We start from the raw sequence: 17,965 nt of genomic DNA, 5'->3' as shown, positions 1-17,965 counted from the left end.
GTACCTGGCCTATGGGCCGTGGGTGCTTAAAACCTCAAAGCCTTGAGTTAGAAGTAACCTTCCATCTTCTTCTTTTCCATCGAGCCGGCGGAGTCGTTATCGATCACCCGCCCCTGTCGCTCTGAGGTGGTACAAAGCAGCATCTCTTGAATAATTTCCGGCAGGGTTGTCGCCTGAGATTCGACGGCGCCGGTCAGCGGATAACAGCCCAAGGTTCTAAAACGCACCATCTTATGTTCTGCGGTTTCACCGGGTTCAAGCTCCATGCGATCATCGTCGACCATGATTAACGTCCCATCGCGCTTCACCACAGGACGCGGCTCGGCAAGATAAAGCGATGGGATCTCAATATTCTCCAAATAGATATATTGCCAGATGTCCAGCTCGGTCCAGTTAGACAGCGGGAATACACGGATACTCTCGCCCTTGTCGACCTTACCGTTGTAGATATTCCACAGCTCCGGGCGCTGGTTCTTAGGATTCCAGCGGTGCTTGCTGTCACGAAACGAGTAGACCCGCTCCTTAGCACGAGATTTCTCTTCATCGCGGCGCGCGCCACCAAAAGCGGCATCGAAGCCGTGCATATCGAGGGCTTGCTTAAGCCCTTCGGTCTTCATGATATCCGTATGTTTGGCACTGCCGTGGGTAAAGGGCGAGATATTCATCTCCAGGCCACGGGGGTTTTTATGCACTATGAGATCAAAACCGTACTGCTTTGCCATGCGATCGCGAAATTCAATCATCTCCCTGAACTTCCAGTTGGTATCGACATGCAGTAAAGGAAACGGAATTTTGCCAGGATAAAAGGCCTTGCGCGCCAGGTGTAGCAACACAGAAGAGTCTTTACCCACGGAATAGAGCATCACAGGGTTTTCAAACTCTGCGGCAACTTCCCGCATGATCTGAATCGATTCAGCCTCGAGTTGTTTAAGATGGGTTTGCTGTGTAGACATAGGGTTTTCCGTTTTATTCCAATGTTATCAAATTGCTATTAACCAACACGCCAACCTACTCTACATTTCATTCAACATAAAATCTAAGCATGGTTAACCAAAAATCGGCCTAAACAGGATAATACCAGCACGGAGTCGTTTTAGAAGTTATAAATATTAATTTATTTATATCAAAAAGAAATAACAAGTAATCGAAGAGAAGATGGAATAGAAGTCGAGATGCTTGGAGATTGAAAATTAAGGAATGAGGGTCGAGGGTCGAGGGTCGAGGGTCGAGGGTCGGCAGCCTCACTTAAACATGAGCAATCGTTCAACTGCTGTTTTACTCATTCGAGACTTTTCCTCATGATTGAAACATCGCCCCTTAAACAATGCTCGCATACTCATCCAACCCTTTATGGCCCCTTGACGTTAAGAACTCCAGCAGGGCTTTGGGACTATGATTCAGGATCCGCTCAATAGGGAATTCAACCTCTTGAATTAACTCAATCGCTTTATCAAAGCCGCCTAGGCTAAAGGCAACGTGTGAGTCTGATCCCAAGACCAAATAGCCTCCAGCCTCTTTTACTGCACGAGCAATTGCCGTACAGTTTTTCAGGCTGCCTTGCCGCGAGGTCAAAAATGAGGAGTTATTTATCTCAAGGGCAACATTATGGGCTGCGGCCGCTTCTGCGACACGCTTAATGTCGATGGGATAAGCAGGATTGCCAGGATGACTGATGATATCGACATTGCCACTTTCAATGCAATTAACGAGAGCCTCAGTATGCGCAGCTTGAGTCGATGGCGGAAAAACAGGCTCATGAAAACCAGCCAACACGATATCCAGCGTCTGCAGATAATCGCCGAAGAAATCAATATCGCCATTCTCATTCTTGATATTGGCTTCTATGCCTCTAAGTACACCGACACCATTAACGATCCGAGGCAAGACGCACATGTTAACGAAATGCCAAAAATGAGGTGCGTCGGCCATGTCTGGTCCATGATCGGTAATGGCAAACAGCTTAATGCCCTTCTCTCTCGCAATGGCAAGGTAATCATGAACCGTACTATAGGCATGAGTAGAAGCTATGGTATGAGCATGAACATCAACAAAAAACTTCATTGGCGAGTTCCACTAGACTAGACATAACACAGGCCAACCAGTCTACTCCCTTACCCGAGTTTTCTCCATCACTCTATGAAGCTAGTGATTTGTTCTTAATCTCTTAGAATGCTAGTCACGCATACCACTCGCCCAAAACCAAGCGTGTTAATCCTTGTCCCAATCAGCCGTTGCACTTACTTTTTGTAATAATCCTTAAACCAAGCGGCAAAGGCTTTGACCCCTTGGCGTATATTCACTTGTGGCTTGTACCCCACAGCGTTAAAGAGATCCTCGGTATCTGCCCAGGTAGCTTGAACATCACCCTCTTGCATGGGCAACATCATCTTATCCGCTTTTTGCCCAAGCGCGATTTCCAGCTCGCTGATAAAATCGAGCAGACGCACAGGATTACCGTTGCCTATATTATAAATCTGATAGGGGGCACTACTGGTCGCGGGTGAGCCTTGCTCGACACTCCAATCAATCCGCTTCTGTGGCACTTTATCTGCCACTCTTATGATGCCTTCGACAATATCGTCAATAAAGGTAAAATCCCGACTCATGTCCCCTTGGTTAAACACCTTGATAGACTTACCCGAGGTAATAGCGTCGGCAAATAGCATGGGGGCCATATCCGGACGCCCCCAAGGCCCGTACACAGTGAAGAATCTCAGTCCTGTTGTTGGTAGTCCGTAAAGATGAGCATAACTATGCGCCATCATTTCATTAGCTTTTTTAGTCGCTGCATAGAAAGAGACGGGATGATCGACAGAATCCGATGTTGCAAAGGGCATCTTCTTGTTAAGGCCATATACCGAACTGGAAGAGGCAAAAACCAGATGTTCTATACCATGTAACCGACAGCCCTCCAGCACAGCAAGTGTACCGATAAGGTTACTGTCCGCGTACGCATATGGATTTTCAATCGAATAACGAACACCGGCCTGAGCACCTAAATGAATCACCCGGTCAAAATCACCTTTAGCAAAGAGCTCAGCCATGGTATCCCTGTCAGCCAGATCAATACGCTTAAATGCAAAATGTTGATAACCAGCCAACCTATCTAATCTAGCGCGCTTTAACTTCACATCGTAATAATCATTGAGGTTATCTATGCCCTGAACGTCAACTCCAGCCTCACATAAACGTTCACATACTCTAGCGCCGATAAAACCGGCCGCACCAGTAACCAAGTACTTCATATTATTGTTCTCACACAGCTCAAAGACGGTACGCGACATGCTTAATCGTTGCCAAAAAGATCTCGGGTATAAACCTTATCACTCACATCCGCGAGTTCTTCAACCGTACGATTGGACAGAATAATATCGGAAACGGCCTTAAACTCAGTTAAATCACGTATCACCCGTGAGTGGAAAAACGACTCCTCTTCAAGTACAGGTTCATAAACCACCACTTCGATCCCTTTAGCCTTTATCCGCTTCATCACCCCCTGTACGGCAGAGGCTCGGAAATTATCGGAACCAACCTTCATAATCAAGCGATACACACCAACTACCCTTGGTTTCCTGGCGATGATGGCATCGGCAATAAAGTCTTTGCGAGTACGATTGGCATCTACGATGGCAGCGATAAGATTATTGGGAACCTGATCATAATTAGCGAGGAGTTGTTTCGTATCTTTGGGTAAACAATATCCACCGTAACCAAATGAAGGATTGTTGTAGTGGCCTCCGATTCTGGGGTCAAGGCACACGCCATCTATTATCTGCCGAGGATCTAATCCATGACTTTCGGCATAGGTATCTAGCTCATTGAAATAAGCTACTCTCATCGCCAGATAAGTATTAGCAAATAACTTAATCGCTTCGGCTTCTGTACTCCCGGTAAAGAGTAATGGAATGTCAGGCTTTAACGCCGCTTGGGCAAACAGTTCAGCAAATCGCTGCGCTCGTTCGGAGCGCTCGCCAACGACAATTCTGGAAGGATAAAGGTTATCGTATAAGGCTTTTCCCTCCCTTAAAAATTCGGGCGAGAACATGATATTCGCAGAGTTATATTTCTTCCTTAAGGCTCGGGTAAAGCCAACAGGCACGGTTGATTTGATAACAATACAGGCAGATGGATTTAAGGTAATAATGTCTTGTACCACCTCATCAACCGTACTCGTATCAAAGTAATTGGTCTTGGGGTCATAGTCGGTTGGCGTCGCAATAATGACGTAATCCGCACCAACAGAAACAGCTTTATCGGTTGTGGCCGTTAGCTGTAACTTTTTACTCTCTAGGTACTCTTCAATAAGCTCATCGGCGATAGGCGAACGTCTTGCATTAACCATTGCCACCCTTTGTGAAGATATATCAAGCGCCCAAACCTGATTGTGCTGCGCCAGCAAGACAGCATTCGATAAGCCAACATACCCAGTCCCAACAACCACTATCTTCATTCATCTTCCTAAAAGTATTACGGCTAGATACAACACCAGGTTAATCTAGCGCCTAAAACCGCGCAAAAACATTATAACCTAGTGATTAATAGCCAGTATAAATAGTATGCAACTTAAACTTATTCAAACTTCACGTCATAGAGAAAATTAGCTATCGAAAAACATCAGGCGTGAAATTAGTACAGGTCAATACCGATAATCAATAGTCTCTGTGTGGTAAATAGCTGACATACACCTAAAGAGAATAGTTATACGCACTAAGCTCATTTAAACTTTGAATACCACCTAGCCATTTTCAACAACTACTCACCAATTTAATTCAGTATAATTTTTACCTATACTCTTCACTTACTAGCCAACAAAGACATGAGATACTGGCCATAGCTATTGTTAAGCATCTGCCTGGCAAGGCGCTGAATATCTACTTCACTTAACCAGCCATTACGCCAGGCGATTTCTTCAAGACAAGCCACTTTTAGACCTTGTACCGTCTCTATCGTCTGCACAAAGGCAGATGCCTGTTGTAGGCTATCGAATGTGCCGGTATCGAGCCAGGCGAAACCGCGTCCCAGTAATTCCACCTTAAGCTGACCTTGCCTGAGATAGACTTGGTTAATCTCAGTGATCTCAAGCTCACCTCGCTTTGACGGAGTTAACTGCTTAGCAAAGTCGACGACCTGATCATCATAGAAGTAGAGCCCAGTTACCGCCCAATTTGATTTGGGGCTACTCGGTTTCTCTTCTATCGAGACCGCCGTAAAGTCTGCATCAAATGCAACCACACCGAAACGCTCGGCCTGCTCCACTTGATAGGCAAAAATAGTCGCCCCCGCTTGATTCTCTGAGTTAAATGCCGACATAGTCCGCTTTAAGGTTTCGCTAAAGCCCTGGCCATAAAACACATTGTCGCCAAGTATCAGACAAACAGAATCATCACCAATAAAATCTTCAGCGATAATAAATGCCTGCGCTATTCCTTCAGGCTTTGGTTGTTCTGCGTAAGATAAAGCAATGCCCAAATCACTGCGTCACCCAACAAACGCTGGAATAGTAGCCTTTCTTCAGGCGTAGTGATAACAAGAATATCGCGGATCCCCGCCAGCATCAGCACAGACAATGGATAGTAGATCATTGGCTTATCATACACGGGCAGCAACTGCTTAGAGACACCTCGGGTGATTGGATAAAGACGGGTTCCAGTGCCACCAGCCAGTACGATGCCCTTCATAGTTGATTCCTGTTAAATAATGAAAATAGAGAAAACAAAAATGCCCACCTTAGTATACTAAGATGGGCATTTTTATTTTAGCAGAGACTACTGGCTTAGCAGATTTTGCAATTGTGCGCGGAAGGCGCTACCCAGTTTTTCGTTACGCAATCCATACTCCACAAACGCCGTCATATAACCAAGTTTGTCACCACAATCATGAGAGCGACCAGTCATGTTAAATGCTTCTACTTGGTCTGACTCAATCAGCATATCAATTGCATCAGTAAGCTGGATCTCATCTCCCGCACCTGCAGGCGTTTTGGCTAGTAATTCCCATATTTTTTCAGACAAAACGTAACGCCCTACAACCGCTAAATTAGACGGCGCCTCATCGACCGCAGGCTTTTCGACCATAGCTTTTATCGTAGCAGACTCACCAGGAGCTATTACCGATCCATTGCAATCGGCTATACCGTATTTATTCACCTCATTTTCCGGTACTGGTGCTACCATGATCTGGCTAACATGAGTGCCTTTGTAGCGCTTGATCATTGCCGCCAAATTTTCAGTTTTTTGATTAGCCGTATATTCGTCCAAGATCACATCGGGCAACACTACCGCAAAGGGGTTATTACCAATACATGGCTTTGCGCACAATACAGCATGCCCAAGTCCCTTAGCCTCGCCTTGGCGCACGTGCATGATGGTCACATCTTTGGGGCAAATTGATTGCACCTCGTCCAGTAGCTGACGCTTTACACGCTTCTCAAGCGTAGACTCAAGCTCATAGGAAGTATCAAAATGGTTCTCGATAGCATTCTTACTCGCATGAGTTACCAATACAATCTCTTTCACACCAGCTGATACGCACTCATTAACAATATATTGAATGAGTGGCTTATCAACTAGTGGCAACATCTCTTTCGGTATGGCTTTGGTTGCAGGCAACATGCGCGTACCAAGACCTGCAACAGGAATAACAACTTTCATAAAAAATCCAATATGATAAAACAGACAACCCCCCATAAGAGGATTTTTACAATGCCACAATAAACTAAGCTTTACGAAGCCAAGTCAATATTTGCCAAATATGTGCTAAGGCCCAGTTATAAGCAACAAAAATCACGATAAACCCCAAAAACATAACCCATTCTGGTACATGCAACCATTCTCCCGAAATACCTATTGAGGCTAGCACTATGGAAGCCAGTGAAATCCGAACTAGGGTTTGTTTTCGACTATAGCCCGCTCTTTCAAATATGTGATGGAGGTGATCCCGGTCAGGCTTAAAAGGAGACATCCCTTTTTTGACACGGCGGTACATGATAGCAGCCATATCCATCAACGGAATACCAATCAGATACAGCGCGGTAACGGGAGCAAATACCCGAACATCAGCTTCAACACCCAACACGAGTAACCATACGATCGTCAATCCAATCAGCATACTTCCAGCATCGCCCATAAAAATTTTTTGAACGGTTTCAAAAGGCCATCTTAAATTAAATATCAAGTATCCAATTATTGCGCCAATGAAAAGTAGTGGAAGAATAAACCAATGATTACCGGCCGTGTAAAACAGTAATGCCAGAGAGGTAAAAGTGACTAGGCTCAACATACCGGCTAAACCATCGATGCCATCCACCATATTGAAAGCATTAATGGCACCGATAACAGCCAATATAGTGACAAAGACACCTACGTAGCCAAGCTTCAACTCAAAGAAATAAGTAATGTGGCCTAATGAAGTAAGGTAAAATCCTGCACCAAAGACAAGAATTGAAGCGGTGATCACTTGCGCAACAATCCTCACTCGAACAGACAAATCATATTTGTCATCCAACACCCCCAAAAACAATATGAGCGCAGCAGAAATCAAGTAAAGATTGAACACCTGATTTTGTTCAAACACAATACTAGAAACAAGCAAAACACTACAATATATTGCGATGCCACCAATTAACGGTATTGCGCCAACATGTGTTTTCCTTTCATTAGGTAAATCAACTAAGCCCACTTTCTCTGCGATTGGGTGGAACAATTTAATCGCAACACACGTTAAGCAAAACACCGTAACAAACGGTATAAAGTATTCCATAAACTCTCTTCCCTAAGTCAATACAGAATGACGAGGAACCATACTGTTCTCTACCGCCAACAACTACCAGCCATATAGTATAGCCTCCATATGACAAGGTAAAAACGGTTCAACATAAAACGCTATAACTTTGGACCTGAAGTCAAATCTACTTTATGTTGGTCGTGTAAACTTAAACCATCGATGCATAAATGCAGTTATTCGCCAGACATAACTAATCGCGAGATAGTACAAAGCAAATACCAGCAAAAATGTGACAAACATCACAGTTTCACTAATCTCGAGATACTCAGCCCAAACCCCAACTGCCGCCATCAAGGTCGCTATCAAACAGATGACCAATAACGACATTCTCGGCGACATCCCAACGCGTTGGCAGATATGGTGCAAATGCTCTCTATCGGGCTTAAACGGTGATTGACCTTTTTTGATGCGGCGCGACATGATGCACACCATATCCATTAACGGCAACCCGATAAACCACAAAGCCGTCACAGGACGAATGACCGCCTCTTGCTGATCCTGACTCGCTTCAATCAATAACCAAATGACGGTAAAGCCAATAAACATACTACCGGCATCACCCATAAACACTTTAAAACGACGCCCAAAAGGAAAGCCTAAATTAAGCATGATATAAGGCAGCATAGCCACCATGAACAGTAAACAAAATTGGGCTAACTCGATATGTCCTGCTACATAAAACATGTAACCAAGCGCTGCAAAGGTCACCGAGGCTAAACCGCCTAACAAACCGTCAATGCCATCGACCATATTAAAGGCGTTAATGGCCCCAATGACGGCTAAAATGGTCACGACATAGCTTATAAAGGTGGGTAACACTAACGCCTCATCACCAGTGATAAAACCTAAATAATAAAGGCTCTTATAACCGATCAAAATCATCGCGAGCGAGATCACAGTTTGCACCATCAATCGGGTTTTAAAGCTGAGATCAAAACGATCATCCAGCACACCTAATACGATTAGCACGGTAGAGCAAATCATGTAAAGCATCGCACTACTATCGACATCAACCACCAAACAGATGTTGAACATAGTCGCGAGATAGATTGCAATACCACCAATTAACGGCACTTGGCCAACATGTAATTTGCGCTCATTAGGCTTGTCGACCAAGCCTACTTTTTTGGCTAACTTTCGGCATACAAATAAAAAAATAAACGAACTAAAAAAAACACTGACTAATGAAAAGCTGGTCGACATACTAGACTCGATGGTTTACGAAACCAAAATGATAATTAAAATCGGGATTCAACTGGCTCCTTAACGGAGCATGATCTTACCCAGTACAAACGAGTACTGACACGACGTCCATGTATTTAATTCCAATCAGTTAATCGATACTGGGACAGATTGACCACGCCACTAAAAGACGTTCAAACACTATCCCAATAGTTAACAAGGGGCATTATAACGTAAAAAATCAGCCAAAATAATCAATTAACCGCAATAATGACTAAAAATGAGACTGTCGAGAGCGTGTGCCTCAAAACCGTCTCATTAACTCACCTAGGTCATTGATTTATAGTTATACAATAAACGACACCCAATATGTTTGACATTTACAACAGAAAACCCTAACCAATAAAAAAACTATACATAAGTTGTTTCATACATTTGATTAATAACCTTCCATGTATAACGCTTTTCTGCAATCAGTTTCATATTTTGTGAAATAGTCGCCAAATCATCATTAGTTGTACATGTGAGTATTTCACTTAGTTCATTTGGGGAGCTAAAGTACAATGCTTTGTCTTCGGTACTGTATCGATTAAAGTTACAGTCAAAAGCAAAGATAGGCTTACCAAAATGCATAGCCTCTACTAATGATGGATTTGTACCACCAGCTGAATGCCCATGCACGTAACCTCTACACTCACTTCTTAGCTTAAACAATTGATCCAAATCGTAGATGGGATCCACGATATCTATATTCGGCTTACCCGAAAATCGATTCTTCAACTCTCGTCCAAACTCACTGGAATTCCAATTACCGATAAACTTTAATTTGTGTTCACTCTCAACAAAAGCCTGCAAAATCATTTCAACATTATTTTCAGGTTCAATACGGCATAATGATAGATAGTAATCCTTTTCAGGTTCAACTTTGGCGTGTTCAATGATCGCATGATCTCCACCATAGGCAATAACAACATTATCTTTTGCATATTCAGTATCAACATAATCACCAATAGCTTTATTATCCGTTATGATTACATCAGAATACTTCACAGCCATTGACTCTGAAAACTTCAAAAATTTCTTTGCCCATTTACTCCACTTGTCACGTTTCCACTCCAACCCATCTATATTTGTAACGACTTTAGAACTAGACAACAGTCGATATATTGGTAGAAATAAGCAACCAGAGACACCTAGAATTAACGTAACATCGGGCTTTTTAAAAATACATTTAATCAGCGAAATGACGTCATAAAAGATGCTTTGAACACCATTAGCGCTTAATGGTACATAAGTTAATCTTGCTCCGTTATAATGAGAAAGCTTCTTAGGGTAAGACTTACTCGAACAAAAAATATCATATTGAATGTTATTACTTGAATACTTAGTTAGATTTTCAACTAAAGATTCGAATCCACCATAACACGCAGGTATCCCAACCGTTCCTACGACAGCAACTTTTGTCATTATAAACCTACTGTATCTATGAATTTTTCCCCAAGCTTATCTTTTTCAGACAATAGAGGTGCTTCGTTAAGCGGCCAATCGATGCCGATATCACTATCGTTCCAGACAATAGAATGTTCAGCCTTAGGGTTATAATAATCTGTACATTTATATACGAACTCTGCTTCGTCACTCGTAACATGGAAACCATGAGCGAAACCTTCTGGAACCCATAACTGGCGTTTGTTTTCTGCTGAAAGGTACACCCCCACCCATTGACCAAAGGTAGGTGAACCTTTGCGAATGTCCACCGCCACATCAAACACTTCACCAGAAATCACACGCACCAATTTGCCTTGGGTGTTTTCAGTTTGGTAATGCAACCCTCGCAAAATGCCCTTTTTCGATTTTGAATGGTTGTCTTGCACAAATTGAGTTGGCTTACCTGTCACTAACTCTTCAAAACGCTTTTGGTTCCATGTTTCCATAAAGAAACCACGTTCGTCACCAAACACAGTTGGCTCAATAATTTTTACGTCAGGAATTTTAGTATCAATAACTTTCATAATTTTAATTACTTATAAGCATGAATATTGTTTAATGCGGCATTCCAATCACTTGGCTTAATACCAAACTGATTTTCTATTCTTCTGCAATCTAGGCGAGAATTTGCAGGACGTTTGGCCGGGGTTGGGTAGGCTGAAGTTGGAATTGCCGAAAGCTTAGGTTGTCCGGTGAGCAACTCACGCCGCTCTGCGACTTGAAATATTGCGCTGGCAAAATCAAACCAACTGGCGTAAGGCATACCAGAAAAGTGATAAACCCCCCACTTGGCTTGCTTACCTTGCTCTAGATGTTGCACCATTGTAATCAATGCATCGGCAATATCACCCGCATAGGTTGGGCCACCGAACTGGTCGCCTACAATGCTCAGTTCATCACGGCATTGTGCTAAGCGCAGCATGGTTTTTACAAAGTTATTGCCGTGTTCACCAAATACCCAAGCGGTACGTAAAATCAAATGCTCAGGGCAGCTTTCTGCGACGGCTTGCTCACCCGCCAGTTTGCTTTGCCCATAAATACCTTGAGGTTCGGTACTGTCGCTTTCTTGATAAGGCTTATCGCCCATACCATCAAACACATAGTCGGTAGAAATGTGCAGCATCACCGCGCCACACTCTTTTGCCGCTTTTGCTAAATAACTTGGCCCATCGCGGTTAATCGCATACGAAAGCTCAACTTCTTGTTCAGCACGGTCAACTGCTGTGTGTGCAGCAGCATTAATAATATAATTGGGTTGAAACTCCGCCACAGTATTTAACACCGCGTCATGATCAGTAATGTCTAATCCTTCATAATCTAACGCCAGTACTTCTGCTTGCTTGGTTAAACGCTCTGTCAAGCAGTGACCCACTTGGCCGTTACACCCGGTAATTAATACTTTCATCACGTACCCTGCTACTTAATTAACGACTGTAAATAATGACCATAAGCGTTTTTCAGCATCGGCTTGGCAATAGTCATTAGCTCGTCATTTGATAGCCAGCCATTGCGCCATGCAATTTCTTCTAAACAAGCAATTTTTAGGCCTTGCACATTTTCAATGGTCTGCACAAACGAAGATGCCTCATGTAAACTCTCGTGAGTACCGGTATCCAGCCATGCAAAACCACGACCTAATAGCTCCACATTCAGCGAGCCGTCATTGAGATACATTTCATTAAGAGTAGTGATCTCAAGTTCTCCGCGATCAGAAGGTTTAACTTGCTTTGCCATATCCACTACTCGGTTATCGTAAAAATACAAACCGGTGACTGCATAGTTGGATTTTGGCTCAAGTGGTTTCTCTTCTATAGATACCGCCACCATGCTTTCATCAAATTCCACCACACCAAAACGCTCTGGGTCTTTCACTTGATAGCCAAATACTGTTGCCGCCCCTTGGGTACTAAGTTCGCAGGCACGCTTTAATTGTTGGCTAAATGACTGGCCGTAGAAAATATTGTCACCCAGCACTAAGCAAACGCTGTCGTCCCCAATAAAATCTTCACCAATTAAAAAAGCTTGCGCTAAACCATCAGGACTTGGCTGCACAGCATATTGCAAATTAATGCCAAAATCTTGGCCATTACCTAACAAACGTTTGAAGCTATCGTTATCTTCAGCAGTTGTAATAATCAAAATATCACGAATACCTGCCAACATCAGTGTTGACAGCGGGTAATAGATCATCGGTTTGTCGTATACAGGTAGAAGTTGTTTAGAAACACCACGCGTAATTGGATATAAGCGCGTACCAGAACCACCAGCCAGAATAATCCCTTTCATTCCTTACTCTCCAGCCCCTAGACGTTCTTTGCTGTATGATCCATCTAATACGCGGCTCCACCATGAAGTGTTATTCAAGTACCATTCCACGGTTTTACGAATACCACTTTCAAACGTTTCCTGCGGCTTCCAACCTAGCTCACGTTCAATTTTCGCCGCATCAATCGCGTAGCGCACATCGTGTCCTGGGCGGTCTTTTACGTAAGTGATCAAGTCTCGATATTGAGCAACCCCTAGTGGCTTATTCGGCACCAGTTCTTCAAGCAATGAACAAATGGTTTTCACCACCTCAATGTTGGATTTTTCGTTATGGCCACCAATGTTATAGGTTTCGCCGACCACACCTTCGGTTACAACTTTATACAGTGCGCGAGCATGGTCTTCAACAAACAGCCAATCTCGAATCTGCATACCATCACCATACACTGGCAGCGGTTTACCATCTAACGCATTGAGAATCATCAGAGGGATGAGCTTTTCAGGGAAATGATAAGGACCGTAATTGTTTGAGCAATTAGTTACAATGGTTGGTAAACCGTATGTACGATGCCATGCACGGACTAAGTGATCACTTGACGCTTTAGAAGCAGAATACGGACTAGATGGTTCATAAGACGTTTTTTCGGTGAACAAATCATCAGTGCCTTCCAAATCACCGTAGACTTCGTCGGTAGAAATGTGGTGAAAGCGAAATGCCTTCTTGGCAACAGGCTCAAGAGAATTCCAATAAGAACGGCTAGCTTCAAGTAGGGTGTATGTCCCTACGATATTGGTTTCAATAAATGTTGCAGGTCCATCTATTGATCTGTCTACGTGTGACTCTGCAGCCAAATGCATCACTGCGTCAGGCTTGTACTCAGAGAATATTCGTTCTAACTCGCATGAGTCACAGATATTTACCCGCTCAAAAAAATAGCGTTCACAATCATCAACTAAAGACAAAGACTCTAAGTTACCAGCATAAGTCAATGCATCAATATTAATAACACTATGCTCTGTATTCTGTATTATATGTCGAATAACAGCTGACCCAATAAAACCAGCCCCACCCGTAATTAAAAATAACATTAAAACCGTCTCATCTATAATTAGTTATTTAAACAAGCCATAATAATCTACTCTTTCGAAAACTTCTAAATTGCCACCTACAGTAGCATTATAAATTTTCCGTCCTTGAGATTCATATGCAAGTTTAAAGTAAGAGTATGTTCTCTCAACTCTATCTAAATGTGGATCATGCCACTTTTTCCCTTTTCCAAAATATTCAGGATGAAAGTGATTGGGATCATCCGAATTAGAAGTTATTTCTTCTCCTGCAACATCAGCATCACTTGGAATATGATAAGAATGGTCCATTCCAATCAAATAAATCTCACTAAAACCTAAATAATAAGCTATTTGCAGATTAATCATTGTAACACTTTGGCCACAATATAGTTTATCATTCATATCAGCAGAAAACCTAGGTATTGCAAAATAAGGACTTGTTTTATTATAATAGCCCTTATCCATACGGAAAAACCAACAGTTTTTCTTGTTTTTTAACTGACTCTTGTAATCAACAGGAAAAAATTTATATCGAGCTTCAAAGGCATTTATTTTATCTACGTTATCAAGCATAACGTGACGGTCTTCGACAACATAAAAAGTTGGTCTATACCCTTCACTTTCTGTCTTGTAAAAAATACCATTTACAGCAAAGGAATACTCATTTTTTAATAGTGATAAATCATGTTTATTTAATGACGGGCCATTACCTACAATAAACGCCCGTTCCCCTTTGAATTTATCTTTTAATTTACTAAAATCACTACAGCCAAAAGAAAAACCCTTATCATAACGACTATAAAGAGCTTTATTATTGTAGATAATTTTCTTAATACGTTCTTTCATTATATCAGAATTCACTTAAAAAACCTTCTAATTACTGCCATAGGCTTGAAAATTGAAGCAATGACCAAAAATAAATATCGTTTAACACCGGTGCAAAAGAGATATTTACGATAATAATTCCTAACAATATATTCTTTTAAAACTATAAAGCGATTAGTTTTACACCCCCAAATCAAATACCTCAATTTGAAAGTCTTTTCAATTGTTGAGTATGGCATATCATTAGATACACTTCCGGAGTGAATCCTAACTCGAGTAAAAGCCTCCTCTAAATTACTAAATTTAAAACCTCTTTTTAACAATCGCGAGAAAATATCATATTCTTCCGCAGGTACATACTCTTGTCTATACTGTTCGACCTTTAAGCACATACTTCTGAATATGACTGCACCATGACATACTCCATGGCTACCTTCTTGATACCTAGAAGAGATCTCCGAGTGAGTTAACGGAAACTTAGAGTTAGTAATATCTTGCGCTTCTCCGTCTAAAAAATAGCTAACATTACTACCTAAAACATCAACGTCATGATTAGAAATAAAATCATACTGCTTTTCAAGTCTATCAACACCCATAATGTCATCAGGATCAATTCTAACAACATACTCAGAAGCAATATGCTTACAGCCTTCATTTAGGGCATTGGCAAAACCAACATTTTCACTTAGCTCTACGACGAAAATTTGCGGAAGCTTAAGTAACCAACGGCCAACAGTAGCTAAAGAATTATCTGTAGATTTATCATCTACAAATATAATACGGTGAGGTAAAACAGATGATTGATAGATACTATTAAAAAAATCATCTAAATAGTTATTGTTGTTAAAATTAGCAGTGAGTATATCAACTGGCACAGTTCTCTTATCCAATTGCATCAGCAAACCTTTTTTCTATATAAGAAACTCTTCTCACATATGTAGCGAGAACTAAAAAAACGAACAAAACAAAAGCATCGAATTTAATTACATCTTCGATCATGAAATTATGAAAACAAAAATACAACAATAAATACAACGCAAACTTCCGTTTGGCATCAGTAATCCTTTTAATATGAACAAAAGAAACAACAAAAAGAAAAATAAATATGTAAAATGCTGGATAAGCTATACGATTTCCTATAGACAAAAAGGTGTTATGATAATTTAACAATGGCATTTTGGGATCTGTATATAGCAAAGAATTCCCCCAAGGCTCAGATGTCATATGTTCCCAACCCTTTGCAAAAAATATTAGTCTAGAAACATCTGTCATTCCTTCAGCAGAGAACCTTGACGAAGAAAAAACATCCGAAAACAAAAATAATGGTGATAGAATTAAAGCCAAAGACAAAAAAACAAAAACAGTGAATATTAGATATGTAGTCTTTTTATTTGTGACTTGAAACAGATATATTAAATAGCCAAAAAGTATAATTATGAAAAATAATGCAGGAGACCTTGACTGTGTTAACAACCCCAAAGTTAATAGGAGCAACAGCCCCAACACATATATTTTTTTAACCCCAACGTTAATCATTGTCGCAAAAATTATTACTACACAAAAGTTTATATAAAGATTTAAATGAGTAACACCCAAAGAAAAATCAAAAAAGCGCCCAAACAATAGGTACTCTCTTGCCATATAACCTCTTCTTTCTCCAATAAACAAAGCCAAATCTGAAGGAATAGAAACCAAAAAAGTATATATGACAACAAGCAACGATGATAAGAAAAAACAAACTGCTATAGGCCTTATATTACATTCAGCCTTAGCCAACCAATCACCCAATATATAAGAAACAATAACCAAAGGAACAAACAATATATTTCTAGCCCACTCTATATATATCGTTTGATGCTGTAAAGTATAAACGATTAACAGTAACAAAATAACGTAAGATAGGAATATATGATTAATCAGCTTAATCCTAATAGCAGCAAATGCAACCATAGAAAATATAGGTATGCTGAACAGTGCAATAGGAGTCCAAGAATAACTGACTACAACAACAAAAATAAACAATTGAAAAGCAAATAATTCTAAGTTCGAAATTTTCAAAATAAACTCTACTCAATGTGTCAAAACAACCGACCGTAAGTCACAATAGTCATTTCTCGCTTAGATTTAATGACAATTAGAGTAAACACAATAAGGTTGGCGACTAAGGAAGTAATAATCATACCTGCTACACCAAAAACTCCAACAAAAGTAAAATTAATCATGATTTGGACTGTAAAAGCAATCAGTATGATTTTTGCCATATATGCTCCCTTAGAAAAGTAATAAAGAACATTACCAAAAACGAGAATCAATGATTGAACTAAGAAAGGAAACATCAACAATTTTAAATAGAATAAGCTACCAATATAATCATTACCATAGATGTTTTCAATTATTTCACTTGCAACAAAATAAATCAAAAAAGATAAAAACAACAAGAATAAAACAGCAGGAAATAATAAAAATCTAACCCTATTGAAATTGCCACTTTTTAGGCTCAAGTTAATTTCTGGCACTAAAACCAAATTGATCACTGTTGCAGCTATAAGTAACGCTGAAGAAAATTGAAATGCTAACGAGTACTCCCCAAGAATTGCAGTACCGACTTTACCATCAATAATCCACCGGTCCGCCCCAAGTTTTAACCACCATCCCAAGGCTTGTGGCAGAAAAAGAAACGCCACTATAAATGTAGATTTAAATGAACTAAAGCTAATTTTCAATCTACAGAAAGACAAATATAACAAAGTTCTAGACAAACCAAACAAATAACAACTAATCAATAACTGTGTAAAGCTAGCAAATATCAGTCCATATAGCCAACTTAAGTAGCCATAATTCAAATAAACAAACATTAAAGTAAAAAAAGACAAACTTATAGTAAATGACAAATTTGATATTACGTATTTAGATGCTTTTTTTTCACATTGATATATTGCTAATTGAAATACAGAAATACATCTCATTAAAGATGAAAAAATCAATATAGACAATACATAAAGATACTCAAAGGCCACAAAGATTGAGAGTACAAGCAATAATAAAGCTAAGAAAAAACATATAATAAGATGTTCACGCTTAGTCCTTAAAAACTTTACTTTAGACACTTTAAAGAAATCTATTCTTGTTGTTGCTTGTATATTAAATGAAATCAATATAAAAAATAATTCATAAACAACAAAAATTAAGCTATATCGACCAAAATCTTCTACTGAAAGAAATTTTGCAACGTAAAGTGTTGTGAAAAAAGGGGCCAATTTTGCAACCCCTTCGCTAACAGCATATTTTATTAAATTAGCTAGCATATATTTAGAACATTAATCTTTAAAGTACTTCAATCATGAACATATCCTTC

General features: G+C 40.5%; 16 protein-coding genes and 1 pseudogene. All 17 read right to left on the bottom strand.

Annotated elements, in window-relative coordinates; translation table 11 throughout:
- Window positions 1-47 precede the first annotated feature (47 nt).
- On the bottom strand, window positions 48-953 hold the full coding sequence (cysD, locus tag L2731_RS12795; protein WP_249253459.1) for a sulfate adenylyltransferase subunit CysD: 906 nt from the start codon (window positions 951-953) through the stop codon (window positions 48-50).
- Between the two features lie 364 nt (window positions 954-1,317).
- Window positions 1,318-2,061 carry a phosphatase gene (locus tag L2731_RS12790; protein WP_249253457.1) on the bottom strand — a complete coding sequence of 248 codons (744 nt, stop codon included), beginning with the start codon at window positions 2,059-2,061 and terminating at the stop codon, window positions 1,318-1,320.
- A 176-nt stretch (window positions 2,062-2,237) separates the two neighbouring features.
- On the bottom strand, window positions 2,238-3,245 hold the full coding sequence (locus tag L2731_RS12785) for an NAD-dependent epimerase (protein ID WP_249253502.1): 1,008 nt from the start codon (window positions 3,243-3,245) through the stop codon (window positions 2,238-2,240).
- Window positions 3,246-3,286: 41 nt separating this feature from the next.
- On the bottom strand, window positions 3,287-4,450 hold the full coding sequence (locus L2731_RS12780; protein WP_249253456.1) for a nucleotide sugar dehydrogenase: 1,164 nt from the start codon (window positions 4,448-4,450) through the stop codon (window positions 3,287-3,289).
- Window positions 4,451-4,794: 344 nt separating this feature from the next.
- A pseudogene (gene rfbA / locus L2731_RS12775) lies at window positions 4,795-5,678 on the bottom strand (glucose-1-phosphate thymidylyltransferase RfbA).
- A gap of 87 nt (window positions 5,679-5,765) precedes the next feature.
- Window positions 5,766-6,650, bottom strand: coding sequence for a UTP--glucose-1-phosphate uridylyltransferase GalU (gene galU, locus L2731_RS12770; protein ID WP_249253455.1), 885 nt, complete (start codon window positions 6,648-6,650; stop codon window positions 5,766-5,768).
- A gap of 64 nt (window positions 6,651-6,714) precedes the next feature.
- Window positions 6,715-7,758 carry a UDP-N-acetylglucosamine--undecaprenyl-phosphate N-acetylglucosaminephosphotransferase gene (gene wecA, locus L2731_RS12765; protein ID WP_249253454.1) on the bottom strand — a complete coding sequence of 348 codons (1,044 nt, stop codon included), beginning with the start codon at window positions 7,756-7,758 and terminating at the stop codon, window positions 6,715-6,717.
- 153 nt (window positions 7,759-7,911) lie between these two features.
- Window positions 7,912-8,985: a UDP-N-acetylglucosamine--undecaprenyl-phosphate N-acetylglucosaminephosphotransferase gene (gene wecA, locus L2731_RS12760; protein WP_041510676.1), complete on the bottom strand. Its 1,074-nt coding sequence runs from the start codon at window positions 8,983-8,985 to the stop codon at window positions 7,912-7,914.
- A gap of 390 nt (window positions 8,986-9,375) precedes the next feature.
- Window positions 9,376-10,431, bottom strand: coding sequence for a DUF1972 domain-containing protein (locus L2731_RS12755; RefSeq protein WP_249253453.1), 1,056 nt, complete (start codon window positions 10,429-10,431; stop codon window positions 9,376-9,378).
- Window positions 10,431-10,976 (bottom strand): dTDP-4-dehydrorhamnose 3,5-epimerase, encoded by a 546-nt coding sequence (gene rfbC, locus L2731_RS12750; RefSeq protein WP_041510674.1) that lies wholly within the window; start codon window positions 10,974-10,976, stop codon window positions 10,431-10,433. The genes L2731_RS12755 and rfbC overlap by 1 nt, the downstream gene beginning before the upstream one ends.
- A gap of 8 nt (window positions 10,977-10,984) precedes the next feature.
- Window positions 10,985-11,857: a dTDP-4-dehydrorhamnose reductase gene (gene rfbD, locus L2731_RS12745; protein WP_041510673.1), complete on the bottom strand. Its 873-nt coding sequence runs from the start codon at window positions 11,855-11,857 to the stop codon at window positions 10,985-10,987.
- 11 nt (window positions 11,858-11,868) lie between these two features.
- Window positions 11,869-12,738, bottom strand: a complete 870-nt coding sequence (gene rfbA, locus L2731_RS12740) for a glucose-1-phosphate thymidylyltransferase RfbA (RefSeq protein WP_041510672.1) — start codon at window positions 12,736-12,738, stop codon at window positions 11,869-11,871.
- Window positions 12,739-12,741: 3 nt separating this feature from the next.
- The gene (gene rfbB, locus L2731_RS12735) at window positions 12,742-13,806 is read right to left on the bottom strand and encodes a dTDP-glucose 4,6-dehydratase (RefSeq protein ID WP_041510671.1); all 1,065 of its coding nucleotides are present in this window, start codon (window positions 13,804-13,806) and stop codon (window positions 12,742-12,744) included.
- A 24-nt stretch (window positions 13,807-13,830) separates the two neighbouring features.
- The gene (locus L2731_RS12730; protein WP_249253452.1) at window positions 13,831-14,631 is read right to left on the bottom strand and encodes a motility associated factor glycosyltransferase family protein; all 801 of its coding nucleotides are present in this window, start codon (window positions 14,629-14,631) and stop codon (window positions 13,831-13,833) included.
- Window positions 14,632-14,642: 11 nt separating this feature from the next.
- Window positions 14,643-15,506 (bottom strand): glycosyltransferase, encoded by an 864-nt coding sequence (locus L2731_RS12725; protein ID WP_249253451.1) that lies wholly within the window; start codon window positions 15,504-15,506, stop codon window positions 14,643-14,645.
- Window positions 15,493-16,668 carry a hypothetical protein gene (locus L2731_RS12720; RefSeq protein ID WP_249253448.1) on the bottom strand — a complete coding sequence of 392 codons (1,176 nt, stop codon included), beginning with the start codon at window positions 16,666-16,668 and terminating at the stop codon, window positions 15,493-15,495. Before L2731_RS12720 ends, L2731_RS12725 begins: the two co-directional genes overlap by 14 nt.
- Window positions 16,669-16,688: 20 nt before the next feature.
- Complete coding sequence (locus L2731_RS12715; RefSeq protein WP_249253446.1) at window positions 16,689-17,915, bottom strand: oligosaccharide flippase family protein; 1,227 nt, start codon at window positions 17,913-17,915, stop codon at window positions 16,689-16,691.
- Window positions 17,916-17,965 lie beyond the last annotated feature (50 nt).

Origin of the sequence: Shewanella aquimarina, from assembly GCF_023349185.1 — a bacterium.
Lineage (GTDB): Bacteria > Pseudomonadota > Gammaproteobacteria > Enterobacterales > Shewanellaceae > Shewanella > Shewanella aquimarina.
Note: the sequence above shows the minus strand (reverse complement) of the source record. Positions and strands in the feature narration are given on the sequence as shown.

Excerpts from the sequence above, each read along its gene's own strand:
- cysD (WP_249253459.1), bottom strand. The coding sequence starts at position 953 with ATGTCTACACAGCAAACCCATCTTAAACAACTCGAGGCTGAATCGATT.
- L2731_RS12790 (WP_249253457.1), bottom strand. The coding sequence starts at position 2,061 with ATGAAGTTTTTTGTTGATGTTCATGCTCATACCATAGCTTCTACTCAT.
- L2731_RS12785 (WP_249253502.1), bottom strand. The coding sequence starts at position 3,245 with ATGAAGTACTTGGTTACTGGTGCGGCCGGTTTTATCGGCGCTAGAGTA.
- L2731_RS12780 (WP_249253456.1), bottom strand. The coding sequence starts at position 4,450 with ATGAAGATAGTGGTTGTTGGGACTGGGTATGTTGGCTTATCGAATGCT.
- galU (WP_249253455.1), bottom strand. The coding sequence starts at position 6,650 with ATGAAAGTTGTTATTCCTGTTGCAGGTCTTGGTACGCGCATGTTGCCT.
- wecA (WP_249253454.1), bottom strand. The coding sequence starts at position 7,758 with ATGGAATACTTTATACCGTTTGTTACGGTGTTTTGCTTAACGTGTGTT.
- wecA (WP_041510676.1), bottom strand. The coding sequence starts at position 8,985 with ATGTCGACCAGCTTTTCATTAGTCAGTGTTTTTTTTAGTTCGTTTATT.
- L2731_RS12755 (WP_249253453.1), bottom strand. The coding sequence starts at position 10,431 with ATGACAAAAGTTGCTGTCGTAGGAACGGTTGGGATACCTGCGTGTTAT.
- rfbC (WP_041510674.1), bottom strand. The coding sequence starts at position 10,976 with ATGAAAGTTATTGATACTAAAATTCCTGACGTAAAAATTATTGAGCCA.
- rfbD (WP_041510673.1), bottom strand. The coding sequence starts at position 11,857 with ATGAAAGTATTAATTACCGGGTGTAACGGCCAAGTGGGTCACTGCTTG.
- rfbA (WP_041510672.1), bottom strand. The coding sequence starts at position 12,738 with ATGAAAGGGATTATTCTGGCTGGTGGTTCTGGTACGCGCTTATATCCA.
- rfbB (WP_041510671.1), bottom strand. The coding sequence starts at position 13,806 with ATGTTATTTTTAATTACGGGTGGGGCTGGTTTTATTGGGTCAGCTGTT.
- L2731_RS12730 (WP_249253452.1), bottom strand. The coding sequence starts at position 14,631 with ATGAAAGAACGTATTAAGAAAATTATCTACAATAATAAAGCTCTTTAT.
- L2731_RS12725 (WP_249253451.1), bottom strand. The coding sequence starts at position 15,506 with ATGCAATTGGATAAGAGAACTGTGCCAGTTGATATACTCACTGCTAAT.
- L2731_RS12715 (WP_249253446.1), bottom strand. The coding sequence starts at position 17,915 with ATGCTAGCTAATTTAATAAAATATGCTGTTAGCGAAGGGGTTGCAAAA.